At 72.1% G+C, this 24846-nt stretch carries 22 protein-coding genes and 1 pseudogene; 17 read left to right on the plus strand and 6 right to left on the minus strand.

The window, feature by feature from the left end:
* Positions 1–174 precede the first annotated feature (174 nt).
* A complete protein-coding gene (locus tag LE181_RS09130; RefSeq protein ID WP_308103109.1) occupies positions 175–1074 on the plus strand; it encodes a hypothetical protein in 900 nt (299 codons plus the stop codon).
* A 48-nt stretch (positions 1075–1122) separates the two neighbouring features.
* Here the strand turns inward: LE181_RS09130 and LE181_RS09135 are convergent, their stop codons facing one another.
* Both LE181_RS09135 and LE181_RS09140 read right to left on the minus strand, forming a co-directional pair.
* Positions 1123–2265 (minus strand): NADH-quinone oxidoreductase subunit D, encoded by a 1143-nt coding sequence (locus tag LE181_RS09135; protein WP_225660700.1) that lies wholly within the window; start codon positions 2263–2265, stop codon positions 1123–1125.
* 71 nt (positions 2266–2336) lie between these two features.
* Positions 2337–3350, minus strand: a complete 1014-nt coding sequence (locus LE181_RS09140; protein ID WP_225660701.1) for an SAM-dependent methyltransferase — start codon at positions 3348–3350, stop codon at positions 2337–2339.
* Positions 3351–3471: 121 nt separating this feature from the next.
* On the opposite strand from LE181_RS09140, the gene LE181_RS09145 reads away from it, so the two are divergent.
* Positions 3472–4677 carry a sensor histidine kinase gene (locus tag LE181_RS09145; RefSeq protein WP_225660702.1) on the plus strand — a complete coding sequence of 402 codons (1206 nt, stop codon included), beginning with the start codon at positions 3472–3474 and terminating at the stop codon, positions 4675–4677.
* Between the two features lie 49 nt (positions 4678–4726).
* Positions 4727–5410, plus strand: coding sequence for a response regulator transcription factor (locus tag LE181_RS09150; protein WP_225660703.1), 684 nt, complete (start codon positions 4727–4729; stop codon positions 5408–5410).
* Between the two features lie 73 nt (positions 5411–5483).
* Here the strand turns inward: LE181_RS09150 and LE181_RS09155 are convergent, their stop codons facing one another.
* Positions 5484–6602 carry a DUF5937 family protein gene (locus LE181_RS09155; RefSeq protein ID WP_225660704.1) on the minus strand — a complete coding sequence of 373 codons (1119 nt, stop codon included), beginning with the start codon at positions 6600–6602 and terminating at the stop codon, positions 5484–5486.
* Between the two features lie 60 nt (positions 6603–6662).
* On the opposite strand from LE181_RS09155, the gene LE181_RS09160 reads away from it, so the two are divergent.
* From LE181_RS09160 to LE181_RS09215, 12 genes and pseudogenes are all read left to right on the plus strand, one after another.
* Complete coding sequence (locus tag LE181_RS09160) at positions 6663–6920, plus strand: hypothetical protein (RefSeq protein ID WP_225660705.1); 258 nt, start codon at positions 6663–6665, stop codon at positions 6918–6920.
* Positions 6921–7033: 113 nt separating this feature from the next.
* Positions 7034–7954, plus strand: coding sequence for a Rossmann-like and DUF2520 domain-containing protein (locus LE181_RS09165; protein WP_190112559.1), 921 nt, complete (start codon positions 7034–7036; stop codon positions 7952–7954).
* Positions 7951–8817, plus strand: a complete 867-nt coding sequence (panC, locus tag LE181_RS09170; protein WP_225660706.1) for a pantoate--beta-alanine ligase — start codon at positions 7951–7953, stop codon at positions 8815–8817. The genes LE181_RS09165 and panC overlap by 4 nt, the downstream gene beginning before the upstream one ends.
* A pseudogene (locus tag LE181_RS09175) lies at positions 8814–10484 on the plus strand (L-aspartate oxidase); the annotation flags it as partial. The gene panC and the pseudogene LE181_RS09175, both read left to right, overlap by 4 nt.
* A 12-nt stretch (positions 10485–10496) precedes the next feature.
* Complete coding sequence (gene nadC / locus LE181_RS09180; RefSeq protein ID WP_225660707.1) at positions 10497–11525, plus strand: carboxylating nicotinate-nucleotide diphosphorylase; 1029 nt, start codon at positions 10497–10499, stop codon at positions 11523–11525.
* Complete coding sequence (locus LE181_RS09185; protein WP_225660708.1) at positions 11525–12322, plus strand: type III pantothenate kinase; 798 nt, start codon at positions 11525–11527, stop codon at positions 12320–12322. Before nadC ends, LE181_RS09185 begins: the two co-directional genes overlap by 1 nt.
* A 118-nt stretch (positions 12323–12440) precedes the next feature.
* Positions 12441–13079 (plus strand): DUF11 domain-containing protein, encoded by a 639-nt coding sequence (locus tag LE181_RS09190; protein ID WP_225660709.1) that lies wholly within the window; start codon positions 12441–12443, stop codon positions 13077–13079.
* Between the two features lie 93 nt (positions 13080–13172).
* Positions 13173–14090 (plus strand): hypothetical protein, encoded by a 918-nt coding sequence (locus LE181_RS09195; protein WP_225660710.1) that lies wholly within the window; start codon positions 13173–13175, stop codon positions 14088–14090.
* An 89-nt stretch (positions 14091–14179) separates the two neighbouring features.
* Complete coding sequence (locus LE181_RS09200; RefSeq protein WP_225660711.1) at positions 14180–14359, plus strand: hypothetical protein; 180 nt, start codon at positions 14180–14182, stop codon at positions 14357–14359.
* A gap of 223 nt (positions 14360–14582) precedes the next feature.
* The gene (locus LE181_RS09205; RefSeq protein ID WP_190112566.1) at positions 14583–14978 is read left to right on the plus strand and encodes a BlaI/MecI/CopY family transcriptional regulator; all 396 of its coding nucleotides are present in this window, start codon (positions 14583–14585) and stop codon (positions 14976–14978) included.
* A 9-nt stretch (positions 14979–14987) separates the two neighbouring features.
* Positions 14988–15506: an amino-acid N-acetyltransferase gene (locus tag LE181_RS09210; protein ID WP_225660712.1), complete on the plus strand. Its 519-nt coding sequence runs from the start codon at positions 14988–14990 to the stop codon at positions 15504–15506.
* Positions 15507–15669: 163 nt separating this feature from the next.
* Positions 15670–16011 (plus strand): histone-like nucleoid-structuring protein Lsr2, encoded by a 342-nt coding sequence (locus tag LE181_RS09215; protein WP_190112568.1) that lies wholly within the window; start codon positions 15670–15672, stop codon positions 16009–16011.
* On the opposite strand, the gene LE181_RS09220 is transcribed toward LE181_RS09215, so the two are convergent.
* Positions 15942–16754 carry an SCO3374 family protein gene (locus LE181_RS09220; RefSeq protein ID WP_225660713.1) on the minus strand — a complete coding sequence of 271 codons (813 nt, stop codon included), beginning with the start codon at positions 16752–16754 and terminating at the stop codon, positions 15942–15944. The genes LE181_RS09215 and LE181_RS09220 overlap by 70 nt on opposite strands.
* A 501-nt stretch (positions 16755–17255) precedes the next feature.
* Here LE181_RS09220 and LE181_RS09225 point away from each other — a divergent pair.
* Complete coding sequence (locus LE181_RS09225) at positions 17256–19781, plus strand: ATP-dependent Clp protease ATP-binding subunit (protein WP_225660714.1); 2526 nt, start codon at positions 17256–17258, stop codon at positions 19779–19781.
* Between the two features lie 46 nt (positions 19782–19827).
* Here the strand turns inward: LE181_RS09225 and LE181_RS09230 are convergent, their stop codons facing one another.
* Both LE181_RS09230 and LE181_RS09235 read right to left on the minus strand, forming a co-directional pair.
* Positions 19828–23124, minus strand: coding sequence for an NACHT domain-containing protein (locus LE181_RS09230; protein WP_225660715.1), 3297 nt, complete (start codon positions 23122–23124; stop codon positions 19828–19830).
* A 32-nt stretch (positions 23125–23156) separates the two neighbouring features.
* Entirely contained in the window at positions 23157–23510 is a 354-nt protein-coding gene (locus tag LE181_RS09235) for a trypco2 family protein (protein WP_225660716.1), read from the minus strand.
* A gap of 337 nt (positions 23511–23847) precedes the next feature.
* Here LE181_RS09235 and LE181_RS09240 point away from each other — a divergent pair, with 337 nt between their 5' ends.
* Entirely contained in the window at positions 23848–24597 is a 750-nt protein-coding gene (locus LE181_RS09240) for a M23 family metallopeptidase (protein WP_225660717.1), read from the plus strand.
* Positions 24598–24846: the final 249 nt, after the last annotated feature.

Here is a 24846-nt window from a genome sequence, read left to right on the forward strand (position 1 = left end):
AGAAGTAAGATCAAGCGAAGAGTTTGGCGGTGCGGTCACACTCCCGTGGCGACGCACGGTAAGTTTCAGGCCATGCCACGAGGACGCCACCGCCATTCCGCACCCCTGCACCGGCTTCTTCCACCGTTGACGGTCGCGGCGACATCAGTCGTCTGCGCCGCCGGTGCCCTGGCGGTGGACGAAACCGTCGTCGTCCAGGGCCTCGCCGTCGCCGCCTCCGCGGCCGCCGTGGTCGGCTCCGTGCTGATGCGCCGCTGGGACCGCGCGGCCGGCAAGCGCGTCGCCCAGCTCACCACCGCCCGCACGCGCGACGAGTGGAAGACCGAGGAGCGCATAGCCGAGCTGGAGACGGACCTCGAAGAGACCCGTCTGCTGCGCACCAAGCTGGAGGCGAAGCTGCGCGCCAAGCGCAGCGAGCTCGCCCGCCTGCGGACCGAGCACGCCGACCTGCTGCGCCGGTACGCCACCGCGGAGACGGGCCGGGCCAGCGCCATGGAGGGCCGCCGCCTGCTGGCGAAGGGCGCCGCTTCCGGTGCCAAGGCCCTGGAGGCCGGGGGCCCGGAGCGTACGGCCACGTCCGGCCTCGACGAGGCCGCGTACCGTCAGGCCGCCGACGCCCTGCGCGACCTGCAGCGCAACGCCGCCGCGCAGCGGCGGGGCGGGGCGCAGGGCCCGAAGGCCCTGACCCAGGCTCCGGCGCCCGTGGCGCCCACGGCCCCGGCCCCGACGGCACCCGCCGCCCGGACCCCGGAGGCTCCCAAGCCCGCACCGGCCCCGAAGGCCCCGGCCCCGGCGGCACCCGCCGCCAAGGCCCCCGCGGCGAAGGCCGAGGTCGTGCCTGCCGCGCGTCGGCCCGCCTCCCGGGCGCAGGGCGGGTTCGACTTCTTCGGCAACGGCGGCGACAAGGCCAAGAAGAAGCCGGTCGAGGAGCAGGACCTCGCGGACGTCGTCGGCGACGAGGCGCTCGCGGAGGCCGCCGAGGCGGCCGGCAAGGACGGGAAGGTCATCGACCTGACCGCTCACGACGAGACGGAGCAGATCGACGTCGCGGAGTTGCGCACCGCGATCTCGTAGGGGCTGCCGCCCTTGCGTTCCAGGGCCGGCGCCCGCGCCGGCCCTGGACTACTTGTCGATGTCGCCCACGACGAAGAACAGTGAGCCCAGGATCGCCACCATGTCGGCGACCAGCGTGCCCGGCAGGAGCTCGGTCAGCGCCTGGATGTTGTTGAAGGACGCCGAGCGCAGCTTCAGCCGGTAGGGCGTCTTGTCGCCCTTGGAGACGAGGTAGTAGCCGTTGAGGCCCAGCGGGTTCTCGGTCCAGACGTAGGTCGAGCCCTCCGGGGCCTTGAGCACCTTCGGCAGCCGCTGGTTGATCGGGCCGGGCGCGAGCTCGTCCAGCCGGTCCAGGCACGCCTCGGCCAGTTCCAGTGCGTTGTGCGTCTGGTCCAGCAGGCACTCGAAGCGCGCCAGGCAGTCGCCCTCCTCGCGGGTGACGACCTTCAGGACGTCCGCCAGCTCGCCGTAGGCGAGGTACGGCTCGTCGCGCCGCAGGTCGAAGTCCACGCCGGAGGCGCGCGCGATCGGCCCGCTCACGCCGTAGGCGTGCACGGTCTCCTGCGACAGGACGCCCACGCCGCGCGTACGGCCGCGGAAGATCTCGTTGCCGAGCACCAGGCGGTCGTACACGTCCATGCGCGAGCGGACCTGGGCCACCGCGTGCCGGGCCCGGCCGAGCCAGCCCGCGGGCAGGTCCTCCTTGAGGCCGCCGACGCGGTTGAACATGTAGTGCATCCGGCCGCCGGAGACCTCCTCCATGACCGTCTGCAGTTCCTCGCGCTCGTGGAAGGCGTGGAAGACGGGCGTGATGCCGCCGAGCTCCAGCGGGTAGGAGCCGAGGAACATCAGGTGGTTGAGCACCCGGTTCAGCTCGGCCAGCAGCGTGCGCGTCCACACGGCCCGCTCGGGGACCTCCATGCCGAGCATGCGCTCGACGGCGATGACGACGCCGAGCTCGTTGGAGAAGGCCGACAGCCAGTCGTGGCGGTTGGCGAGCATGATGATCTGCCGGTAGTCGCGCGCCTCGAACAGCTTCTCCGCGCCCCGGTGCATGTAGCCGATGACCGGCTCGGCGTGCCGGACGCGCTCGCCGTCCAGGACGAGCCGCAGCCGCAGCACACCGTGGGTGGACGGGTGCTGAGGCCCGATGTTGAGCACCATGTCGGTGCTCTCCGCCGCGCCGCCGATGCCGACTGTCGTCTCCGTCATGGGGCTAGTTTCTCCCCTGACCCACCCCTGGCCGAAACCGGGGGAATCCCTAGAGTGCCCGCAGAGCCCCCTCAGGGGAGCGGAGGGGCAGGGGCCAGCAGGCCCTCGCACGCCGCGCCCACCGGCTGGACCAGCCAGCCGAACGCGCCCAGCCCCGCCGGCGACGTCAGTTCCGCCGCCTCGCCGGCCGCGCCGAGCGCGCGCACGTAAGCGGCCGGGTCGGACGAGGCGAGCGCCAGCGAGGGGCGCGTGCCGTCCACGCCGAGGGTGCGCAGCGCGTCCCGCTGAGTGAGCAGCAGCCCACCCGGCAGGGCGGCCGCGTCCAGCGCCACGTGCGCCGTGATGTCGCACGAGCCGTCCGGCACCGGCCGGACCTCGCGTCCGTCGCGGAAGCCGGTCAGGGTGCCGAACGGCGGGCGCGCGGCGAGGTCGTGGGCGTAGTCCACCGCCACCGCCAGACCGGACCGCAGCGTGGCCACCGCCGCGGCCCAGGCGGCGTCGCGCGGGTGGCCGATCTCGGCGCGGGAGCCGGGAGGGGCCCCTTCGAGCGGCCACCAGCGGGCCAGCCAGTCCGCGTCGCGGCCGGTCACCGGGTCGCCGAGCAGCTCCTCGCCGTCCGGCCGGACGAGCACCCGGCGCGGGGTGCCGGCGCCGTCGGCCTCGGCGACGTCCAGCGGCACGTTGTCCAGCCACTCGTTGGCGAACAGCAGGCCGTGGACGCCGTCCGGGGGAGCGTCCGTCCACTCCACGCGCGGATCGAGGCCCGCCGGCCGGTCGGCGAGCTCCACCGCGTACGGGCGCAGCCGCCCGGCCAGCTCCGGCGGGCACTGCGCGAGCACCCCGGCCACCAGCTCGCCGCGGCCCGCCCCGACGTCCGTGAACGTCAGCTCGCCGGGGTGCCCGAGGGCGGCGTCGACGCGGCGCAGCAGCTCCACGACGGCCCCGGCGTAGAGCGGGGAGGCGTGAACGGAGGTGCGGAAGTGGCCTGCAGGGCCCTCGGGGCGGCGGTAGAAGCCGCCGGGGCCGTACAGGGCGGCCTCGGTGGCCTCCCGCCAGGTTCTCGTTCCGTTCGTTCCGCTCGCCATACGCACACGGTAAGCGGGGACGGCGGGCCCGGGGCCTCCACCTTGGGGAGTAGACGGGATGCGGCCGGATCGACCGCCGGGCTGACCCCGGCACCGGTTCGGGGTGCCTACGCTGGGTGACGTGCACCGCCTCTACGACTTTCTCCGCAGGCACCCCACAGGGGTGGACAGCTTCTGGGCTCTCCTCCTGCTGGGGCTCAGCGGCCTGTCCGTGATCGAGGGGAGCGGTCAGGGGCACGGGTCGAAGATCGTGGCGGCGTGCACGGCCGTGGCCCTGTGCGTGGTGATCGCCCTGCGGCGGCGCGCCCCCGAGCGGATGCTGCTGCTGGCGACCGCGGCCGGGGTCGCGCAGCTGGTGTTCGACGTGGGCCCGAACGTGTGGGACTTCGCCATGCTGGTGATCATCTACACGGTGGCGTCCGGCAACACCCGCTGGGCCTCCCGCTACGCGCTGATCGGCGGTGTCCTCGCGCCCGTCCTGACCTCCCTCCGCTGGCCGGATCCGCCCGAGTACTCCTCGACGGGCAAGAGCATCGCGGGGATCGTCTTCCTCACCGTGCCCTTCATCCTGGCCTGGGTCCTCGGCGACTCGGTGCGCACCCGCCGCGCCTACTGGGCGCAGCTGGAGGAGCGCGCCACACGCCTGGAGAAGGAGCGCGAGCAGCAGGCGCAGATCGCCGTCACCGCCGAGCGCGCCCGCATCGCCCGCGAGCTGCACGACGTCGTCGCACACAACGTCTCCGTGATGGTCGTGCAGGCCGACGGTGCCGCCTACGTCCTGGACGGCTCGCCCGAGCAGGCCAAACAGGCCCTGGAGACGATCTCCAGCACCGGCCGCCAGGCCCTCGCCGAGATGCGCCGCCTGCTGGGCGTGCTGCGCACCGACGACAGCGGCGAGGGCGGCGAGTACGTCCCGCAGCCCGACGTCGAGCAGATCGGGGACCTGGTCGAGCAGGTGCGGGGCGCGGGCCTGCCGGTGGACTTCAAGGTCGAGGGCGCGCCGCGGCCGCTGCCGAGCGGCGTGGAGCTGACCGCGTACCGGATCGTGCAGGAGGCGCTGACGAACACGCGCAAGCACGGCGGCCCCGACGTGGGCGCCAGCGTCCGGCTCACCTATTTCGACGACGGGCTGGGGCTGCTCGTCGAGGACGACGGCCGCGGCGCGCAGCACGAGCTGTACGAAGCGGGCGGCGCCGACGGCATGGGGCATGGTCTGATCGGAATGCGCGAGCGCGTCGGCATGGTCGGCGGCACGCTGGACGCGGGGCCGCGGCCGGGCGGCGGCTTCCGTATCAGCGTGCTGCTGCCGATCCGGTCGGGCCGCTGACCGCCCCCGCACACCGACTCAACCCATCCACCTCCGAAGGGGACTCCGCATGTCCATCCGAGTCATGCTCGTCGACGACCAGGTGCTCCTGCGCACCGGCTTCCGCATGGTGCTGGCCGCACAGCCGGACATGGAGGTCGTCGCCGAGGCCGGGGACGGCCAGGAGGCGCTGGAGGTGCTGGCCGGCACGGCGGTGGACGTCGTCCTGATGGACGTCCGCATGCCGCGCCTGGACGGGGTGGAGGCGACCCGTCGCATCTGCGCCCAGGACGATCCGCCCAAGGTGCTGATCCTGACCACCTTCGACCTCGACGAGTACGCCTTCTCGGCGCTCAAGGTCGGCGCGAGCGGCTTCATGCTCAAGGACGTGCCGCCGGCGGAGCTGCTGGGCGCGATCCGCGCCGTGCACAGCGGCGACGCGGTGGTGGCGCCCAGCACCACCCGCCGGCTGCTGGACCGCTTCACCCCGATGCTGCCGAGCGCCGGCAACGAACCGACCGGCACCGAGCTGGGCCGGCTCACCGACCGCGAGCGCGAGGTCATGCTGCTGGTGGCCCAGGGGCTCTCCAACGGCGAGATCGCCGCGCGGCTGGTGCTCTCGGAGGCGACGGTCAAGACGCACGTGGGACGGATCCTCACCAAGCTGGGCCTGCGGGACCGCGTGCAGGTGGTCGTGATGGCCTACGAGAGCGGCCTCGTACGGGCCGGTGGCGGCGGCCCGGCGACCCGCTAGGTCCTGGCCCGCGAGGATCCACCGCGGCCCCGTGGCCGGCCCCCGCGGAGCCCGTCCCGGGGTGCCGCGCGCCTCACCGCAGCACCCCTTCGACGAAGTCGCTGCCGAGCCGGGCCACCACGGTCAGGTCCAGCTGGTGCAGGACGTACCGGCCGCGCCGCCGCGTCGTGACGAGCCCGGCCTTCTTCAGCACCGCGATGTGCCGGGAGACCTCCGGCGGGGTGATGTCGACGCCGCTCGCCAGCTCGCCCGTGGTGTAGCTGGCCCGCGCCAGGAAGCGGCACATGCGCATCCGCAAGGGGTGGGACAGGGCCTCCAGGCGCAGCTTGAGCAGGTCCAGCGAGGCGGGGCCGGGCAGCTCGGGCGCGGCCACCGGGTAGTGCACCATCGGGCGCCAGCCCGGGGCGTGCAGCACCCACACGTGGGGCCAGCCGAACGAGGACGGGACGAACGTGACGCCCGGGCCGATCGCCGGGTCGAGCGCGGTCGTACGGCCGCTGCCGAGCTTGTCGACGACGATCCGGGACCCGTCCTCCGACAGGGACACCGCGGCCGACACCTGGCCCAGCGCCTCGGCCAGGCCCTTGTGGCGCAGCACCTCGGTCTTGTGCCGGGCGTCGGCGGCGAGCTGGACGCGCACCCGCTGCCAGACGTCGTTGAAGAACGCCTCCGCGCAGTCCTCGAAGAGGCGCCGCAGCCAGGCCCGTACGGCCGGCGGGTCGTCCAGCAGCCGCTTGGCGAACTCCAGCTGCCGTGGCCCGCGGGCCGTGGCCCGCTCCAGGGCGTGCTCCCGCGCCCCGGCGTCGACCAGCGGTGACGGGCCGGGGGAGGAGTAGAGGCTGGAGCACGAGATCTCCATCGCCGCGTTGACGAAGACCTCGTCGTCGAGCCGGTCCAGCATGTCCAGGTCCTCGGCGAGGGTGCTGCCGGGAATGCCCTGGGTGTCGGGCAGGGCCGCGAACGGCATGTTGACGTCCGAGAACGTGGAGGTCCACAGGAAGTCCGCCTCGCACAGCCGGTCCGCGAGGTCCGGCTTGAGGGCGGAATTGGTCGCGGTCGTCCAGCCGTGCAGCCCGGGGTGGTGCCCCGGCTCGGCCAGGGCGTGCAGCGCGGCGCACAGCTCCGCCAGCGGGGAGGGGCGGAACAGGATGCGCTCGGGCGGCAGGCCCGCGATGTCGATCATCACGCTCATGTGCCCATCGTGCCCTCCTTTTCGCAGGTCGGACGGTCGATTGACGGCTCTCGTCAATCCATGCGCACCGTGGGCGGCCGGCGGCGCACCGTGGAGGACATGAACGCCAGCCAGCAGCACATGCTCGACCTCTACCGTTTCGCCCAGCACCAGGAGAGCGCCCCGCCCGCACCGGGCAGCGGCGACGTGCGGGCCGTCCGCGAACTCCGCACGTGGCTCCGCTTCCAGGCCGTCGTCGGCGGGCGCACCACGACCCGCCGCCGGCGGTGGGCGGCGGCCCTGCGGGGCCAGCGCCGACAGGGCCTGATCCGCGCCTGACCCGTCGTCCACAGGGCTGGGGACGGCCAGGAGAGACGTGCGCCCGCCTCGCGTAGCATGACAAGGGAATCGTCCGGTACCCCCGCGGACTGGAACGGAAGGCATCCCGCCGCGTGAACGCACATCTCTCCCCCGACCACGGGAGTCCTCAGGACCGCCCTGCCCGGCTCACCGTCGGCGTCGTCGGCGCCGGCCGCGTGGGCCCCGCCCTGGCAGCCTCGCTCCAGCTCGCCGGACACCGCCCGGTGGCGGTCTCCGGCGTCTCCGACGCCTCGCTGCGCCGGGCGGCCACGATGCTCCCCGACGTGCCGGTCATGGCCCCCGCCGACGTCCTGGCCCACGCCGAGCTGGTCCTGCTGACCGTGCCCGACGACGCGCTGCCCGGGCTGGTCGCGGGCCTCGCCGAGACCGGCGCCGTGCGCCCCGGACAGCTCCTCGTGCACACCTCCGGCCGGCACGGCGCCGCCGTGCTCGACCCGGCCACCCGCGCCGGCGCCCTGCCGCTGGCCCTGCACCCCGCGATGACGTTCACCGGCACCCCCGTCGACGTCCAGCGGCTGGCCGGCTGCTCCTTCGGCGTCACCGCCCCCGACGAGCTCCGGCTGGCCGCCGAGGCGCTCGTCATCGAGATGGGCGGCGAGCCCGAGTGGATCGCCGAGAGCGCCCGCCCGCTCTACCACGCGGCCCTCGCCATCGGCGCCAACCACCTCGTCACGCTCGTCGCCCAGAGCATGGAGCTGCTGCGCACGGCCGGGGTCGAGCACCCCGCCCGCATGCTCGGCCCGCTCCTGGGCGCCGCCCTCGACAACGCCCTGCGCAGCGGCGACGCCGCCCTCACCGGCCCGGTGGCCCGCGGCGACGCCGGCACCGTCGCCGCGCACGTCGCCGAGCTGCGCGCCCACGCCCCCCAGGCCGTCGCCGGCTACCTGGCGATGGCCCGGACCACCGCGGACCGCGCCCTCGCGCACGGCCTGCTCAAGCCCGAACTGGCGGAGGACCTCCTCGGCGTCCTCGCGGACGGAGGCACCCAGTGACCACCCAGCTCGCCCGCACCGCCGAGGAGCTGCACGCCCTCCCGCGCGAGGGCCGCCGTGCCGTAGTGATGACGATGGGCGCCCTGCACGAGGGCCACGCCACGCTCGTCCGCGAGGCCCGCCGGCTGGCCGGCCCGGACGGGCAGGTCGTCGTCACGGTCTTCGTCAACCCGCTGCAGTTCGGCCCCGGCGAGGACCTCGACCGCTACCCGCGCACCCTCGACGCGGACGTCCTCCTCGCCGGGCAGGCCGGCGCCGACGTCGTCTTCGCCCCCGCCGACGACGAGGTCTACCCCGGTGGCCAGCCCCAGGTCCGCATCACCGCGGGCCCCATGGGCGAGCGCCTCGAAGGCGCCTCGCGCCCCGGCCACTTCGACGGCGTGCTCACCGTCGTCGCCAAGCTGCTCCACCTCACCGCCCCCGACCTCGCGCTGTTCGGCCAGAAGGACGCCCAGCAGCTGGCCCTGATCCGCCGCATGGCGCGCGACCTCAACTTCCCCGTCGAGATCGTGGGCGTCCCCACCGTCCGGGAGGGCGACAACCTCGCCCTCTCCAGCCGCAACCGCTACCTCTCCGACGCCGACCGCGCCTCCGCGCTGGAGCTCTCCCGCGCCCTGCTGACCGGCGCCGCGGCCCTCGAAGCCGGCCCGGCGGCGGTCCGCCGCTCCGCGCGGGCGGTCCTGGACGCGGCGGCCGGCATGGAGCCGCCCGTCGTCCTCGACTACCTGGCCCTGATCGACCCCGCGGACTTCACCGAGGTCGCCGACGACCACAGCGGGGAGGCCGTCCTCGCCGTCGCCGCCAGGGTCGGCACCACCCGCCTGATCGACAACGTCCACCTGACCTTCGGAGAGCGGCGATGACCGGCATACGACTCAACGCTCCCCGGCCCGGCTGGTCGGTCGACGCCGACGTCGTCGTCATCGGTTCCGGCGTCGCCGGCCTCACCGTCGCGCTGCGCTGCGCCGCCGCCGGCCGGAAGGTCACCGTCGTCACCAAGGCCCTGCTCGACGACGGCTCCACCCGCTGGGCCCAGGGCGGCATAGCGGCCGCGCTCGGCGAGGGCGACACCCCGGAGCAGCACCTGGACGACACCCTCGTCGCCGGCGCGGGCCTCTGCTCCGAGGAGGCCGTGCACGCCCTCGTCACCGAGGGCCCCGACGCGGTGCGCCGCCTCATCGGCACGGGCGCCCGCTTCGACACCGACGCCGACTCCGGCGAGATCCTGCTGACCCGTGAGGGCGGCCACCACCGCAGCCGCATCGCCCATGCGGGTGGTGACGCCACCGGCGCCGAGATCTCCCGCGCGCTCGTCGAGGCCGTGCGCGCCGCCGGCATCGAGACGATCGAGCACGCCCTCGTCCTCGACCTCCTCAAGGACGCCACCGGCCGCGCGGCCGGCGTCTCCCTGCACGTCATGGGCGAGGGCCGGCGCGACGGCGTCGGCGCCGTCCGGGCCGGCGCGGTCGTGCTGGCCACCGGCGGCATGGGCCAGGTGTTCTCCGCGACGACCAACCCGGCGGTCTCCACCGGCGACGGCGTGGCCCTGGCCCTGCGCGCCGGGGCCGAGGTCTCCGACCTCGAATTCGTGCAGTTCCACCCGACGGTGCTGTGGCTCGGCCCCGACGCCAAGGGCCAGCAGCCGCTGGTGTCCGAGGCGGTGCGCGGCGAAGGCGCCCACCTCGTCGACGCCGACGGCCACCGCTTCATGGTCGGCGCGCACGAACTGGCGGAGCTCGCACCCCGCGACATCGTCGCCAAGGGCATCATGCGGCGCATGCGCGAACGCGGCGCCGAGCACATGTACCTGGACGCGCGGCACTTCGGCGCACAGATGTGGGCCACCCGCTTCCCCACGATCCTGGCCGCCTGCCGGGCGCACGGCATCGACCCGGTGACCCAGCTCATCCCCGTCGCACCCGCCGCCCACTACGCCTCGGGCGGCGTCCGCACCGACCTGCACGGACGCACGACCGTGCCGGGCCTGTACGCGTGCGGCGAAGTGGCCTGCACGGGCGTCCACGGCGCGAACCGTCTGGCGTCCAACTCCCTCCTGGAGGGCCTCGTCTTCGCCGAGCGCATCGCGGCGGACCTCACCCCCGGCCCCGACGGCGCCCCCGCCCGCGCGGCGGCGGAGCCCGTCACGGACGACGCCGCGCCCGCCCTGCTGATCGCCCCCGAGGCGCGGGCCGCGATCCAGCAGACGATGACCGACGGCGCCGGAGTGCTCCGTTCCAGCACGAGCCTGGAGCGCGCCGCACAGGAGCTGGCCCGCATCGCGCGCGAGGCCGTGACGGAGGAGCCCGGCACCGAGGCGTGGGAGACCACCAACCTCCTGCTCGTCGCCCAGGTGCTCGTCGCCGCCGCCCTGCGCCGCGAGGAGACCCGCGGCTGCCACTGGCGCGAGGACCACCTGGAGCGCGCGGACGACCAGTGGCGCCGTCACCTCCTCGTGGCGCTGCGCCCGGACCGTACCCTTGCCGTCTCCACCACCGAGTCCGCCGCCTTCCCGCCCGTCACCGCCGCCCCCGAGGAGAACAGCGTGAGCACCCACGACGACCGCCCCCTGCACCAGATCGGCCGGTCCGGCCAGGAGTCCGCCGAGGCGGAAGCGGCGGCCGGCGGCTGCGGTGACGCCTGCGGCTGCGCCGGCGGCGAGTACGGCGACGAGGGCTTCGAGTGCGGGCTCGACCCGGAGCTCGCCCGCCTGATCGCCGAGGCCGGGCTCGACCCGCTGCAGATCGAGGACCTCGCGCACCTGGCCATCGAGGAGGACCTCGACGGCGGCAAGGACATCACCACCTTCGCCACCATCCCCGAGGACGCCGTGTGCACCGGCGACTTCACCGCCCGCGAGGCCGGCACCGTCGCCGGCCTGCGCGTCGCGGAGGCGATCCTTTCCGTGGTGTGCACCGACGAGTTCGAGGTCGAGCGGCACGTCGAGGACGGCGACCGCGTCGAGGCCGGGCAGAAGCTGCTGTCCGTTCGCACCCTCACCCGCGACCTGCTCACCGGCGAGCGCAGCATGCTCAACATCCTGTGCCACCTGTCCGGCATCGCCACCGCCACCCGCGCCTGGGCGGACGAGCTGGAGGGCACCGGGGCGGCGGTCCGCGACACCCGCAAGACCACGGTCGGCCTGCGGGCGCTGGAGAAGTACGCGGTCCGTTGCGGCGGCGGCGTCAACCACCGCATGTCGCTGTCGGACGCGGCGCTGGTCAAGGACAACCACGTCATCGCCGCCGGCGGCGTCGCCCAGGCGTTCAAGGCCGTGCGCCAGGAGTTCCCGGACGTGCCGATCGAGGTCGAGGTGGACCGCATCGACCAGATCGAGCCGGTCCTCGACGCGGGCGCCGACCTCATCCTGCTCGACAACTTCACCCCCGAGCAGACCCGCGAGGCCGTCGCCCTCGTCGCCGGCCGGGCACGGCTGGAGTCCTCGGGCCGCCTGACGCTGGCCAACGCCCGTACCTACGCCGAGACCGGCGTCGACTACCTGGCCGTCGGCGCGCTCACGCACTCCTCCCCGATCCTGGACATCGGCCTGGACCTCCGCGAGGAGACCCCCTGATGCTGCTCACCATCGACGTCGGCAACACCCAGACCGTCCTCGGCCTGTTCGACGGCGAGGACATCGTCGAGCACTGGCGCATCTCCACCGACCCGCGCCGCACCGCGGACGAACTGGCCGTGCTGCTGCAGGGGCTGATGGGCCGCCACCCGCTGCTCGGCGACGAGCTGGGCGACGGCATCGAGGGCATCTGCATCTGCTCGACCGTGCCGTCCGTGCTGCACGAGATGCGCGAAGTGACCCGCCGCTACTACGGCGACGTGCCCGCGATCCTCGTCGAGCCCGGCGTGAAGACCGGCGTGCCGATCCTCATGGACAACCCCAAGGAGGTCGGCGCGGACCGCATCATCAACGCGGTCGCGGCCGTCGAGCTGTACGGCGGGCCGTGCGTGGTCGTCGACTTCGGCACGGCGACCACGTTCGACGCGGTCAGCGCGCGCGGCGAGTACGTCGGCGGCGTCATCGCCCCCGGCATCGAGATCTCGACCGAGGCGCTCGGCGTCCGCGGCGCCCAGCTCCGCAAGATCGAGATCGCGCGTCCGCGCAGCGTCATCGGCAAGAACACCGTCGAGGCCATGCAGTCCGGCATCCTCTACGGCTTCGCCGGCCAGGTCGACGGCGTCGTGGGCCGCATGGCCCGCGAGCTGGCGGACGACCCCGACGACGTCACCGTCATCGCCACCGGCGGCCTGGCGCCGCTGGTGCTCGGCGAGGCCAGCGTCATCGACGAGCACGAGCCGTGGCTGACGCTGATCGGCCTGCGGCTGGTGTACGAGCGGAACGTGGCCCGAAGCTGACCCGTTGCAGCGGGGGAGATCCTTTTCCCCCGCCCCCGGGCAACCAACCCGCGGCCGAAGGTGTCCTGACAGCTGTCAGGCGTGACCGGGCGGTCGATGGGGACTGAGGCGGATGGGCATGAAACGAATACGGCAACGGGCGGCCACCGCCGCCGCCTTACTGATGGCCGGCCTCGGCCTGACGGCCGCTCAGGCCCACGCCGGGCAGGCCGCCCCGCGCGCCGCCGACTACCAGGCCATCGCGCACCCCGTCGCCGGCCACCTCGGCGAGACCGTCGACGTCGAACTCGGCGTGCGCAACGCCGGGCCCGGCCCGGCCGCCACCGGAGGCCGGGCGTACGAGGTCACGGCCCCGGAGGGCACCACCATCGTCTCCGCCGCGGCCCCGGACCCGGCCCGCGACGGCGGGCAGCGGTGCGCCGAGAGCGCCGGTCACAGCGGCACGTACCTGTGCACCATCGGCGAGAACTTCGCGGCGGGCGACCGGGAGACGCTGCGCTTCCGCGTCCGCATCGACGAGAAGGTCGAGGACGCCGAGGGCTGGGTGCGCGTCGTCGACCCCGACGGCGACCCGGACCCCGACCCGGATCCGGCCAACGACTCCGCGCCCATCCGCGTGGAGGTGACGGACACCGCCCCCACCCCCCGCAGCCACCCGGCCGCCGCCCTGTCCGGCACCCTCCTCCTCGCCACCACCTCCGGCACCGCCCTGTCGGCCGGAGCCATCGCCCTGGGACTGCGCCGCCGCGAGGACTGAGGGCGGGCCGCGGGAATCCGGCTGCGACCCCGGCGCCGCGCCCGGTATTGCGGGCTGAGCGAATTTTGTCCGCTTAGCACTTAAAGTCGGCCCATGCCCACGCCCTATGGATCCCGCGGCGGCATGGCGTTCAGCGCGGACGAGCTGCGCGTGCTGCGTCGTGCCCTCGACATCGCAGTCCGGCCCGAGTCCGTTCCCTCCCGGCCCGGCCCCGCCCGGGAGGCGGAGGTACGGGCCTGTCTGCGGCTCGCACGGGCCGTGGACGAGGCCGGGAGGGAGGGCGCCCGGTTGCGCGCCTTCCTGCTCACCGACCTCGTCCGCCACCGCGAGGCGCTGCCCGGCGCCGCGTCCGGCTATGTGCAGCGGCTGCGCGACGCGCTCGCCGACGGCTACCGGCCGGGGGCCGACGATCTCGCCGCACTGCGCTCGCTGTGCGGGCCGACGGTGGGCGAGGGGGCCGAGGCGGGCCGGCGCCGCGCCCTGCTGGCGCGCTGCGAGCACCTGGCCGAGCAGGCGGCACGGGCCAGGCTCGCCGCCCGGGCGGCCGACGCCGCTCCCACGGACCGTCCGGAGGCGGGCCGTCGTGAGGCGGGCCACTTCGAGGCGGGTCGTTCCGAGGCGGGTCGTTCCGAGGCGGGCCGTCCCGAGGCGGATCGTCCCGAGCCGGGCCGTCCCGAGGCGGGCCGTTCCGAGCCGGGCTGCTCCGAGGCGGGCTGCTCCGAGGCGGGCCGTTCCGAGCCGGGCCGTCCCGAGACGGATCGTCCCGAGGCGGGCCGTCCTGAGCCGGCGCGCACGCGCCTGATGGCCCTGCCGGGCGGCTGCACCGCCGGGCCGGACCCGAAGCCTGGCGACAAGCCCGCGCAGCCCCCAGCCGCGCCGCAGCCCAAGCCGAAGCCGTCGTCGCCCCGCCCGGAGCGGCCCATCCCCACGCCCGGCGAGGTCTTCCCGCCCCGCCGCAAGCCCGCGCAGCCGTCGGCCGCCCGGGGTCTCACCGCCGCCCGGCCCGCCTGACCCGGCCGGTCCGGGACGGAGGCGGGCGCGTAATCTGGGCGGGTCGCTCGAATACGGCACAATCCCCGATCCAGAAGGAGCCGACGGCCATGGACTATGTCGCCGCGCTGGTCCCGCCCGTGGTGATGGCGGTGGCCTTCACCGCACTGGTCGTGACGATCGTCAAGAGCCAGGGCGGTGCGAACAAGGCCAAGGAGGACGCCCTCGTGGACGCCGCACTGGCCCGCGCCGAAGCCGCCGAGCAGACGGCGAAGCCCGCCGGGGCCTGAGACGACGGCACTTCCCCGGGGCCCGGCGCGTGAGCCGGCCCCGGCCCGGGCGTACGAACCGAGCGCATTTACTCGGAGCGTGCGCCCTTTTTGCCGCGCCCGCCGGCTCCCGTCCCGCGGCCGTTTCACCGCCGGTTCCGTCATCGGTTCGAGGCCGGGATTTGCCCGCGCCGGGGCGCGCCGATAAACCGGCATTCAAGACATCTCCCACTATTATTCGCGTGTGGTTCGACGCCTGGGTGAACTGGAAGACGCCGTGATGACGCGCGTGTGGGAGTGGAACCGACCTGTCACCGTTCGGGAAGTCCTGGAAGACCTTCAGCAGGAACGGTCCATCGCGTACACCACTGTGATGACCGTAATGGACAACCTGTATCAGAAGGGCTGGCTGCGGCGGGAAGCCGAAGGCCGCGCCTATCGATATGAGGCGGTCTCCAACCGGGCCGCCTACTCGGCCGCACTGATGAACGAGGCATGGTCCCTCAGCGACAACCCCGCGGCCGCCCTCGTCGCCTTCTTCGGCATGATGTCGGCCGAACAACGCGAGGCCCTCCGTGACGCCATCCGCGTCGCGCAACTCGACGGGCCCGACGACCCCCAGGGAGCGCCGGGGCGATAGCGTCCGGACATGTCCGCTCTCACTAAAGTCGTCACCGTCCGCAGGGCCCGCACCAGCGATGTGCCCGCGCTCCGCCGGCTCATCAACGCCTACGCCCGCGACCGCATCCTGCTCGACAAAGCCACGGTGACGCTTTACGAGGACATCCAGGAGTTCTGGGTCGCCGAGCGGGACGAGGACGGTACCGTCATCGGATGCGGCGCGCTGCACGTGATGTGGGAAGACCTCGCGGAGGTACGCACTCTCGCCGTGGACCCCGACGTCAAGGGCGGTGGCATCGGCCACCTGGTACTGGACAAGCTGCTGCAGACCGCACGCTGGCTGGGGGTGCGGCGCATTTTCTGCCTCACCTTCGAAGTCGACTTCTTCACGAAGCACGGCTTCGTGGAGATCGGAGAGACCCCCGTCGACGGGGATGTCTACAGCGAGCTGCTGCGTTCCTATGACGAGGGCGTTGCCGAGTTCCTGGGTCTCGAACGAGTGAAGCCGAACACCCTTGGCAACAGCCGGATGCTTCTGCATCTGTGAGCGCGGTCCCTATGTCCGAATCGCGCCCCTATCGTGCAGGCCCGGAAGCCATCGTTCCCATGCTGAAGGCCGACTGAACCTTCCCGGGGGGTTTGTGTTTTTCCGGGAAAGGCGGTTTGCTATTCCTCCGTAATCTCTTTTCCGCTGATGAAAGGAATCCCCCGTGGCGCAGAAGGTTCAGGTCCTTCTTGTCGATGACCTCGACGGCGGCGAGGCCGACGAGACGGTCACGTTCGCCCTGGACGGCAAGTCCTACGAGATCGACCTCACCACGGCCAACGCGGACAAGCTGCGCGAGGCGCTCGCGGACTACGTGAAGTCGGCCCGTCGCACGGGTGGCCGCGCCACCGGCGGCCGCGGGAAGGCCCGTGCCGGTGCCGCCGTCGCCGGAAGCCCCGACACCGCGAAGATCCGCGCGTGGGCCAAGGAGAACGGCTACAACGTGAACGACCGCGGCCGCGTCCCCGCCGACATCCGTGAGGCGTACGAGAAGGCCAACGCCTGATCACCTGCGGGATCTCTCGCCCGATCCCCCGGCCCTCCCGGCCGACTCCCCGGCGGCTGATCCCTGCGCGCCCCGCCGGCGCGCAGCAGCCGGGCCCGGTGGCACTCGGTGGCCGCCGCGCCCACCAGCCGTACGAGATCGGGGGCGCCGCCGTCGCCCCCGAGGCCGGCCACCGGCAGCGTGGACTCCACGTCGCGCCCCGGCTCCGGCGGCCGCAGCCACACGGCCTCCACGGGCCCCACGGACTCCTGGGGGCCGTAGCGTCCCCGTGACGCCCGCGACGCTCCGCGACCTCCGCCGGGCCCGCCGTCGCCCGTCTGTGGCCAGGAGGCCCCGTCCAGCGGCTCCGGCGCCACGATCCGGCCGCCCGCGCCCCGTGCGGTCAGCTCCAGGGCCACGCCGCCCCACTCCAGCCAGCCCAGCAGGCCGGGCAGCTCGTCGGCGCTGCCCGCGGCGGTCAGGAACCACATCGTCCGGGTGCGGCCGTCCAGTGCGACCGGCCCGGTGGCGGCCACCCGGTCGAGCACGGCGAAACCCGCCTCGGCCGGCATCCCCAGCGCGTCGAACCGCACCCCGGTGATCAGCTCCGGCGGCCGCCGGTAGGCGGTCGGCGCGGTCGGCCAGCCGAGGACGCACTCGTACCACTGGCGCCACCGGCGCCACGGGTGCGGGCCCCGGGGCTGGTCCCCGGGCGGGGTCGGATCGCCCGAGGGGCGGCACGGGCACGGGAGGGCTACCGTCATGAACGGTGCAACTGTGGAAAACCCAAGAGGTTACGCACCGTTGATAGTTGGGCACGCTCCGTATAAGACGTCAGGGGCGCACAGGGGCTCCTGGTGGCGCGAGGGTGTTCGCCCGTAGCGGAGGGAAAGTCCCCGCGCCGCATGGAGTGCCGGTGCCTACGGGTAGGACCTTCCCCGTGGGAAGAGGCGATATAGCGGGCCCAGTGGCGCGTCACCGGGGGTGGTGGCGGGACCACGGGCGGGCGTGTCGGGGCACGCGGGCGTTCGCCGTGGGCGTAGTGGTGGTGGGCGTATATGCCTGGCCTGCGGGAACATCGTCTCCCACCATCGGGTTGGAGGAGATGTCGGCTGTTCGGCAGCAGCTTTCCCCGCCGACGCGGGGGTGATCCGGACGGATGTCGGCAGTTGGAATGAGCTGTCCCGTCCCACGGGACTAGCATGCGGAAGGACAGGGAGGGGACCGACCCCTAACTGCCTGACCGCTCTGAGGAGCGATTAACGATGTTCGAGAGGTTCACCGACCGCGCGCGGCGGGTTGTCGTCCTGGCTCAGGAAGAAGCCCGGATGCTCAACCACAACTACATCGGCACCGAGCACATCCTCCTGGGGCTGATCCACGAGGGTGAGGGTGTCGCCGCTAAGGCCCTGGAGAGCCTCGGGATTTCGCTTGAGGCTGTCCGCCAGCAGGTGGAGGAGATCATCGGACAGGGCCAGCAGGCGCCGTCCGGTCACATCCCCTTCACCCCCCGTGCCAAGAAGGTGCTGGAGCTCTCGCTCCGCGAGGCCCTTCAGCTGGGCCACAACTACATCGGCACGGAGCACATCCTGCTCGGCCTGATCCGTGAGGGCGAGGGCGTCGCCGCCCAGGTCCTGGTCAAGCTGGGCGCCGACCTCAACCGGGTCCGGCAGCAGGTCATCCAGCTGCTCTCCGGCTACCAGGGCAAGGAAGCCGCCACGGCCGGTGGCCCCGCCGAGGGCACCCCCTCGACGTCGCTCGTGCTGGACCAGTTCGGCCGCAACCTCACGCAGGCCGCCCGCGAATCCAAGCTCGACCCGGTCATCGGGCGCGAGAAGGAGATCGAGCGGGTCATGCAGGTGCTGTCCCGCCGCACCAAGAACAACCCGGTCCTCATCGGCGAGCCCGGCGTCGGCAAGACCGCCGTCGTCGAGGGCCTGGCCCAGGCCATCGTCAAGGGCGAGGTGCCCGAGACCCTCAAGGACAAGCACCTCTACACCCTCGACCTTGGCGCCCTGGTTGCCGGCTCCCGCTACCGCGGTGACTTCGAAGAGCGCCTGAAGAAGGTCCTCAAGGAGATCCGCACCCGCGGCGACATCATCCTGTTCATCGACGAGCTCCACACCCTGGTCGGTGCGGGTGCCGCCGAGGGCGCCATCGACGCCGCCTCGATCCTCAAGCCGATGCTGGCCCGTGGTGAGCTGCAGACCATCGGTGCCACCACGCTCGACGAGTACCGCAAGCACCTGGAGAAGGACGCAGCGCTGGAGCGCCGCTTCCAGCCCATCCAGGTCGCCGAGCCGTCGCTGCCGCACACGATCGAGATCCTCAAGGGTCTGCGCGACCGCTACGAGGCCCACCACCGCGTCTCCATCACCGACGAGGCGCTGGTCCAGGCCGCCACGCTCGCCGACCGCTACATCTCCGACCGCTTCCTGCCGGACAAGGCGATCGACCTGATCGACGAGGCCGGCTCCCGGATGCGCATCCGCCGGATGACCGCGCCGCCGGACCTCCGCGAGTTCGACGAGAAGATCGCCGACGTGCGCCGCGAGAAGGAGTCCGCGATCGACTCGCAGGACTTCGAGAAGGCCGCCTCCCTCCGCGACAAGGAGAAGCAGCTCCTGGCCGCCAAGGCCAAGCGGGAGAAGGAGTGGAAGGCCGGCGACATGGACGTCGTCGCCGAGGTCGACGGCGACCTGATCGCCGAGGTCCTCGCCACCGCCACCGGCATCCCGGTCTTCAAGCTGACCGAGGAGGAGTCCTCCCGCCTGCTGCGCATGGAGGACGAGCTGCACAAGCGCGTCATCGGCCAGAAGGACGCCATCAAGGCGCTCTCCCAGGCCATCCGGCGCACCCGTGCGGGCCTCAAGGACCCGAAGCGCCCCGGCGGATCGTTCATCTTCGCCGGCCCGTCGGGCGTCGGTAAGACCGAGCTGTCCAAGACGCTCGCCGAATTCCTCTTCGGCGACGAGGACGCGCTGATCTCCCTCGACATGTCGGAGTTCAGCGAGAAGCACACCGTCTCGCGTCTGTTCGGCTCCCCGCCCGGATACGTCGGCTACGAAGAGGGCGGCCAGCTCACCGAGAAGGTGCGCCGCAAGCCGTTCTCCGTGGTCCTCTTCGACGAGGTCGAGAAGGCCCACCCGGATATCTTCAACTCGCTGCTGCAGATCCTGGAGGACGGTCGCCTGACCGATTCCCAGGGCCGCGTGGTCGATTTCAAGAACACCGTCATCATCATGACGACGAACCTCGGCACCCGGGACATCTCCAAGGGCTTCAACCTGGGCTTCGCCGCCCAGGGCGACGTCAAGACCGGGTACGAGCGGATGAAGGCGAAGGTCAACGAAGAGCTCAAGCAGCACTTCCGGCCCGAGTTCCTCAACCGTGTCGACGACACGGTGGTCTTCCACCAGCTCTCGCAGGAAGACATCATCCAGATCGTCGACCTGATGATCGCCAAGGTGGACGAGCGCCTGAAGGACCGCGACATGGGCATCGAGCTCAGCGCGGACGCCAAGCAGCTCCTGGCGAAGAAGGGCTACGACCCGATCCTGGGCGCCCGCCCGCTGCGCCGCACCATCCAGCGCGAGATCGAGGACATCCTGTCCGAGAAGATCCTCTTCGGCGAGCTCCGTCCGGGCCACATCGTGGTCGTCGGCACGGAGGGCGAAGGCGAGGAGAAGAAGTTCACCTTCCGCGGCGAGGAGAAGTCGGCCCTGCCCGACACCCCGCCGGTCGAGTCCGCCGCCGGTGGCGCGGGCCCGAACCTCTCGAAGGACGCGTAACGCTCACCGAGCGGTAGAGCAGTACGGCGGCCCCGGTACCGTGTGATCACGGTTCCGGGGCCGCCTGCGCGTTGGGGGCCCACACGTATTCGTCGCGAAGTTCGACCTTGCCGTCGAAGCGTTCCAGGCCGCGCACGTCCTTGCAGGCGGTGTACGCGAAGATCTCCAGCGGGAACGTCGAAGGCGCCGGATCGCCGGTGAAATCCAGACGCAGGTGACCGATGCGTCTGCTGCCCTGAAGCTGCAGCAGGTCGACGTGGGGGAAGACGCGAAAGACGGTGGAGTCCACAAGGCTTCCTTCCGTGAGCGTCAGAGACACAGCGCTCACGCCCTCCAGGGGTTGCACGGCCTCCAGCTCGCTGATGTCCGACAAGGTCAGATCGACTGTGTGCAGCTTCGGACAGTCGGCCAGACGGCTCAGTTCGCCGGACGATGCCAGGGGGCCGTCCAGCTCCAGTTCGGCGAGTTCCTCCCAAGCGCCGACGCCATGCAGCCGCAGTGGCCGCGGCCCCTGGGAAATCGAGAGCTCCTGAACACCGCTGTGCGCCGGGGGAAGAGTGTCGTGCGGCAGGCCCTCAAGCGTGAGAGAGGTCAGGCCCGAAAGGCCGGACACGAGGGTCAGGGATTCGAAGGAAAGGCCCTGTGCATCGAGCTTCAGGTGGCTCACCTCTGAGCCCGCCAGGGCGGAAATGTCGCGCAGCTGTGGGCATCCAGTGATCGATAGCACCTTGAGCCGTGGGTGCTCACGGAGAAAGCCCACATCCGTCAGGGCCTCGTTGTGGAGGAGCGTCAGCGAACCGAAGCCGCACCGTTCCAGCGCCTGACCGAGTCGGCGCGATGCGTGGTTCCCCCGTACGACGAGGTGACGGATGGGTCCCAGACGGTGAAGGTGGCCGAGTTGTTCGGACGTCGCCGCCACGACCACGAGGTCATCGAGCCGCATCCGCGAGAGGACCTCGCTCGCATAGGTAAGTGCATCCATGCGTGGCCAGGCATCCACCACGCGTGACCGGACGCCCTCGGAGTCGTGCTGCCCGTACTCGCGCAGGAGCGGGATGGCCATGGGCCCCAAGGAAGCCAGGACGTCTGCCACATATCGGACTTCCGTGTCCGAGAGTCCTTCCGGCCCGGGGAGGATGCGAAGAACGTCCGGGCCGAGAGAGGCGAGCTGTTTTGCTTCCAGCTCGCTCCTCGGTGCGCCGAGGCCCGCCAGCCCGTCCCACACCGCGTCGTGCTGGTTGTCATCGAGGTATGCCGCGCCTGCGGCGCACTCGGCTGCCAGCGTGCGCAGTGGCCACTGCGCCGCCCGGGTGGGGGCGACATCGCCATCGGCGATGAGTCCGGCGATGATCTGCTTGACCTCTTTGCGCCCGCAGTGGCCGATGACCAGGCGTATGACGTCCTGCCACTGTTCCTCCGTCGCATGGGACAGCAGTTCGTAGAGGCTGTCGCTGTCCTGGAATTCCTTTGCAGCGAGGTAGTCCTGGAAAGTTCGGTGGATGAACTGAAGGGAATCCACCGCGCGCTCCTGCAGAAGTCCGCTGCGATTGAGCAAATGCGTCAGGATCTGTTCTGCCGTGCCCTGCTCCCGGACCTTTCGCAGGCCCCGCATCGCCGACTCCAACTGGCGGACCGCCTGCTCGTGCGAGAGCTCGGCACGCCCATTGCGGACGAGCCACACGGCGATCCGTTGCAGGAGCTGCTGGCTGTCCTCGACGTCCAGCGCTATGCCCTCGGGGCTACCGACGCGGCGATACGCGTCCCGGTTGCCGAGCAGCATGGCAAGCGCGGCCTCGTACAGATGCCAGCGCGTGCGCGGCAGCAGACCGCTGCGCCGGCGGTGCAGGGCGCAGATCACTGCGCACAGGAGCGGTGTGCGGGCCAGGTCGCGCAGACCGGCGTTGCGCCGGAACTCCTGCGAGAGATCTCTTTCGAGTCCGGTGAGTCGCGTGCGCTCACGCTCTGCTCGCAGTTCGTCGGCGTACCCGTCGCACTCCAGGCGGGCTGCCTTGTGCCAGGCGGCGACGAACGACTGGATGTCGTTGTTGCTCATGGGCAGGAGCTGGAGCTCCTCGAAGCCCTCGGATGCGAGCCAGGAGTTCTTGACGGCGAGCGGTCGTACGGTCACCAGACAGCGCGTGTCCGGATACATCCGCAGCAGATCGGCGAGCCATCTGCGCGCGGGGCCGCGCTCGGCCTGCGGCAGCTCGTCCAAGCCGTCGACGAGGAGCAGGGCCCGGCCTGCTTCGAGGACACGGCCCGCCCAGCCGCTGGGAGCCTCGTCCACTTGGAGCTGGGCGATGGTGGGGAGCTGGGCCGGGGTGGGCGTGGTGATGCCTTGGGCGGTCAGGCTGCGCATGGGGATCACGAAGGGGATCAGCCCGTCGAGGGCCTTGAGCTCCCTCGGCATGGTCCGGCAGACGGCATGGGAGGCCAGCCACCACACCAGCGTCGTCTTCCCGGCACCCGCCTCGCCCCGCAGGACGCTCCTCGGCCGTGAGGCCAGGACTTCCTCGATGCGCTGCCGCTCGGGCCGGAGGTAGGCACTCTCCTGGCCGTGGACGCCGGGCGCCAGTGCTTCCAGGCTCAGGTACGCGGTGTCCAGGTCCCAGCTGTTCTCGTTCGTACCGAGATCGTCGAGGCCGAAGACCTCCATGCGGCTGTAGCGGGCCTTGACCGCCTTGGCGTAGCGCGTCTCGTGGGCGAGGTCGGCGGGATCAGCCGTCGCCAGATGTTCCAGCACGGGTGCGTCCGGCCAGTGGCGTTCCAGAGCGACGGCGAAGCTGCTGTTGCCGTGCAGGGCGCTCAGGGGCACGGCGTCGATGACGGAGGAATCCCAGCCGGCGGGGTCCTCCGTCGCGATGCCGATGAGTACGGGGCCCGCGAAGAGGGGCCCGCCCGACAGGCCCGCCCAGGGGGAGCCATCGGGCACCGGATGCGGCGGGTGGTGGTCACTGTGCAGTACGTAGCGGCCGCGCAACCGGCCCGACAGGGGGGTGAGGGCACCCAGAACCTGCACCGCTTCGAGCTCGTTCGCTGCGAATCGCTGGACCCGCGGGAAGCCCAGCACCTGACAGCCGGGCACCGCCTGGTTTTCTGTGAGAGCGCCCCAGCGCAGCTTCGGCAGGCTGCCGGTCGGCACGAGGTCGCGTTCGGCGAGCAGGAGGGCGGCGTCGCAGTTCCGGGGATGCCCGGACCAGATGACGGTGCACGTCACGGGAGAGCCCCGGCCGGGGACGGCCACGCCCGCGAACACCTCCCGCCCGAGCACGTGCGAGGCCGTCAGCACCAGCCGTTGCGTCAGGAGCACCCCGCTGCCCTGACGGGCCCCGAGGACAGCCACCAGGCGGTCTTCCACCGACCGGATGCGCGTACTCACTGCTGGGTGCCGGCAGAGCCGAACCCCGAAATCCCCGCCGGCCGGTCGTTGCCGACCTTCCAGCCCTCGCCGGTGTGCCGGTCCTTCGGGGTCAGGGTGAAGGCGACCTTGTGCGTACGGGCGGAACCGCGCGCCCCCTCCGCGCCCGCCTCGGCGATCCATGCCTTCACCTTGCCGCCCGCCTTCGCGTCGCGGCGCAGCTCGACCGTGAACTCCAGCGCGATGTCGCCGACGTCGAACGCCAGGTCCTCCCCGGCCCCGGCGGCCGCCGCGCTGGTCAGGCCCGAGCGGATCGCCCGTACCGCCTCCGCCAGCTCTATGTCCCCGAAGTCCCCGAAATCGTTGCTCACTGCGAGACCCCCCGCACGGTGCGTATGCATCTGCCGTCCGGAGCGTACCGCCGATCTTGGGTCTCCGACCCCGGAATGCGGGGTCCGGACGGGCCTCCGCGGTGACATGGCGCACAGGGCATTCCGCGGCTACTACGCCCGATAGCGGAAAAGTCGATCTCGGGGATTTCCCCGGAATTGCAGGGAAGGGGCGGCTTTTGTCGTTCCCGAATTCTTTCCCCGGCTACGGCGTGCGCTAGTAAATGGGCTGCTTGGCAAGGCCGGGAAGCGCTGGTTACCAAGGTATGGCGATCCCGGCCAGCGGTCGGGACCTGTTCCTTCCTGGAGGTTTATCCGTATGTCGAAGCGCACCGCTTTCCGTAACACGAGCAAGACCGTCCTTCGTGCCCGCGTCGCCGGCCTCGTGGCCGCCGGTCTCGGTGCCTCGGTCGCACTCGGTTCCGGGGTCGCGCTCGCTGCCGACACCACGGCTGCTGTCGGCGGGTTCCCCGCGTTCGCTTCCGTCGCCGCTCTGGACGACGCGCTGAACGCGCAGGCCGCCACCCAGCTGAAGGTGGCGGAGAAGGTGAAGCAGGAGAAGCAGGCCGCTGCCGAGCAGGCCAAGCGGGATGCCGCCAAGCGTGCCGAGGACGCCCGCAAGCAGGCCGAGGCTTCGCGCAAGCGCGCCGACGCCTGGGTCGCCCCGGTCGAGGGCTACCAGGTCGGCCAGCCCTTCGGCATCTCCGGCAAGATGTGGGCCGCCAAGCACAGCGGCCAGGACCTGGTCGTCGGCACCGGCACGGCCGTGAAGTCCGTGCACGGCGGTACGGTCGTCAAGGCCGGCCCGAACGGCGGCGGTGACGGTCCGGCGTACGGCAACGCCATCGTGATCAAGCACAGCGACAACACGTATTCGCAGTACGCCCACCTGTCGCAGGTGAAGGTCTCGGTCGGCCAGACCGTGACCACCGGCCAGCTGATCGGCCTGTCCGGCTCCACCGGTAACTCCTCCGGTCCCCACCTGCACTTCGAGATCCGCACCACCCCGAACTACGGCACCGCCGTCGAGCCCGTCGCCTTCCTGAAGGCCCACGGCGAGTCCCTCTGACGTTCGGCCTGACATCCGGCCTGACATCCGGCCTGGCATTCGGCGCCAAGAAGCCGGCGCACCGCCTCACGGCGGTGCGCCGGCTTCGTCGTGTTCCCCGGGGTCCTTCAGGAAGCCGAGTGGCGGCGGCCGTGCCTACGGTGGTCGTGCGGCAAGCACACCGAAACACCGGCGCACCGGACCACCGCCATGGAGCGCATCATGATCAAGGGAATTGCCATCACCACCGTCTGGGTCCTCGACCAGGAC

It is taken from the genome of Streptomyces sichuanensis, assembly GCF_020328095.1.
Taxonomy (GTDB): Bacteria; Actinomycetota; Actinomycetes; order Streptomycetales; family Streptomycetaceae; genus Streptomyces; species Streptomyces cinnamoneus.

Bases quoted from the DNA above. Each gene is read 5' to 3' on its own strand.
- LE181_RS09135 (WP_225660700.1), bottom strand. From the start codon at position 2,265: ATGACGGAGACGACAGTCGGCATCGGCGGCGCGGCGGAGAGCACCGAC.
- LE181_RS09140 (WP_225660701.1), bottom strand. From the start codon at position 3,350: ATGGCGAGCGGAACGAACGGAACGAGAACCTGGCGGGAGGCCACCGAG.
- LE181_RS09150 (WP_225660703.1), top strand. From the start codon at position 4,727: ATGTCCATCCGAGTCATGCTCGTCGACGACCAGGTGCTCCTGCGCACC.
- LE181_RS09155 (WP_225660704.1), bottom strand. From the start codon at position 6,602: ATGAGCGTGATGATCGACATCGCGGGCCTGCCGCCCGAGCGCATCCTG.
- LE181_RS09160 (WP_225660705.1), top strand. From the start codon at position 6,663: ATGCGCACCGTGGGCGGCCGGCGGCGCACCGTGGAGGACATGAACGCC.
- LE181_RS09185 (WP_225660708.1), top strand. From the start codon at position 11,525: ATGCTGCTCACCATCGACGTCGGCAACACCCAGACCGTCCTCGGCCTG.
- LE181_RS09190 (WP_225660709.1), top strand. From the start codon at position 12,441: ATGAAACGAATACGGCAACGGGCGGCCACCGCCGCCGCCTTACTGATG.
- LE181_RS09195 (WP_225660710.1), top strand. From the start codon at position 13,173: ATGCCCACGCCCTATGGATCCCGCGGCGGCATGGCGTTCAGCGCGGAC.
- LE181_RS09200 (WP_225660711.1), top strand. From the start codon at position 14,180: ATGGACTATGTCGCCGCGCTGGTCCCGCCCGTGGTGATGGCGGTGGCC.
- LE181_RS09210 (WP_225660712.1), top strand. From the start codon at position 14,988: ATGTCCGCTCTCACTAAAGTCGTCACCGTCCGCAGGGCCCGCACCAGC.
- LE181_RS09220 (WP_225660713.1), bottom strand. From the start codon at position 16,754: ATGACGGTAGCCCTCCCGTGCCCGTGCCGCCCCTCGGGCGATCCGACC.
- LE181_RS09225 (WP_225660714.1), top strand. From the start codon at position 17,256: ATGTTCGAGAGGTTCACCGACCGCGCGCGGCGGGTTGTCGTCCTGGCT.
- LE181_RS09240 (WP_225660717.1), top strand. From the start codon at position 23,848: ATGTCGAAGCGCACCGCTTTCCGTAACACGAGCAAGACCGTCCTTCGT.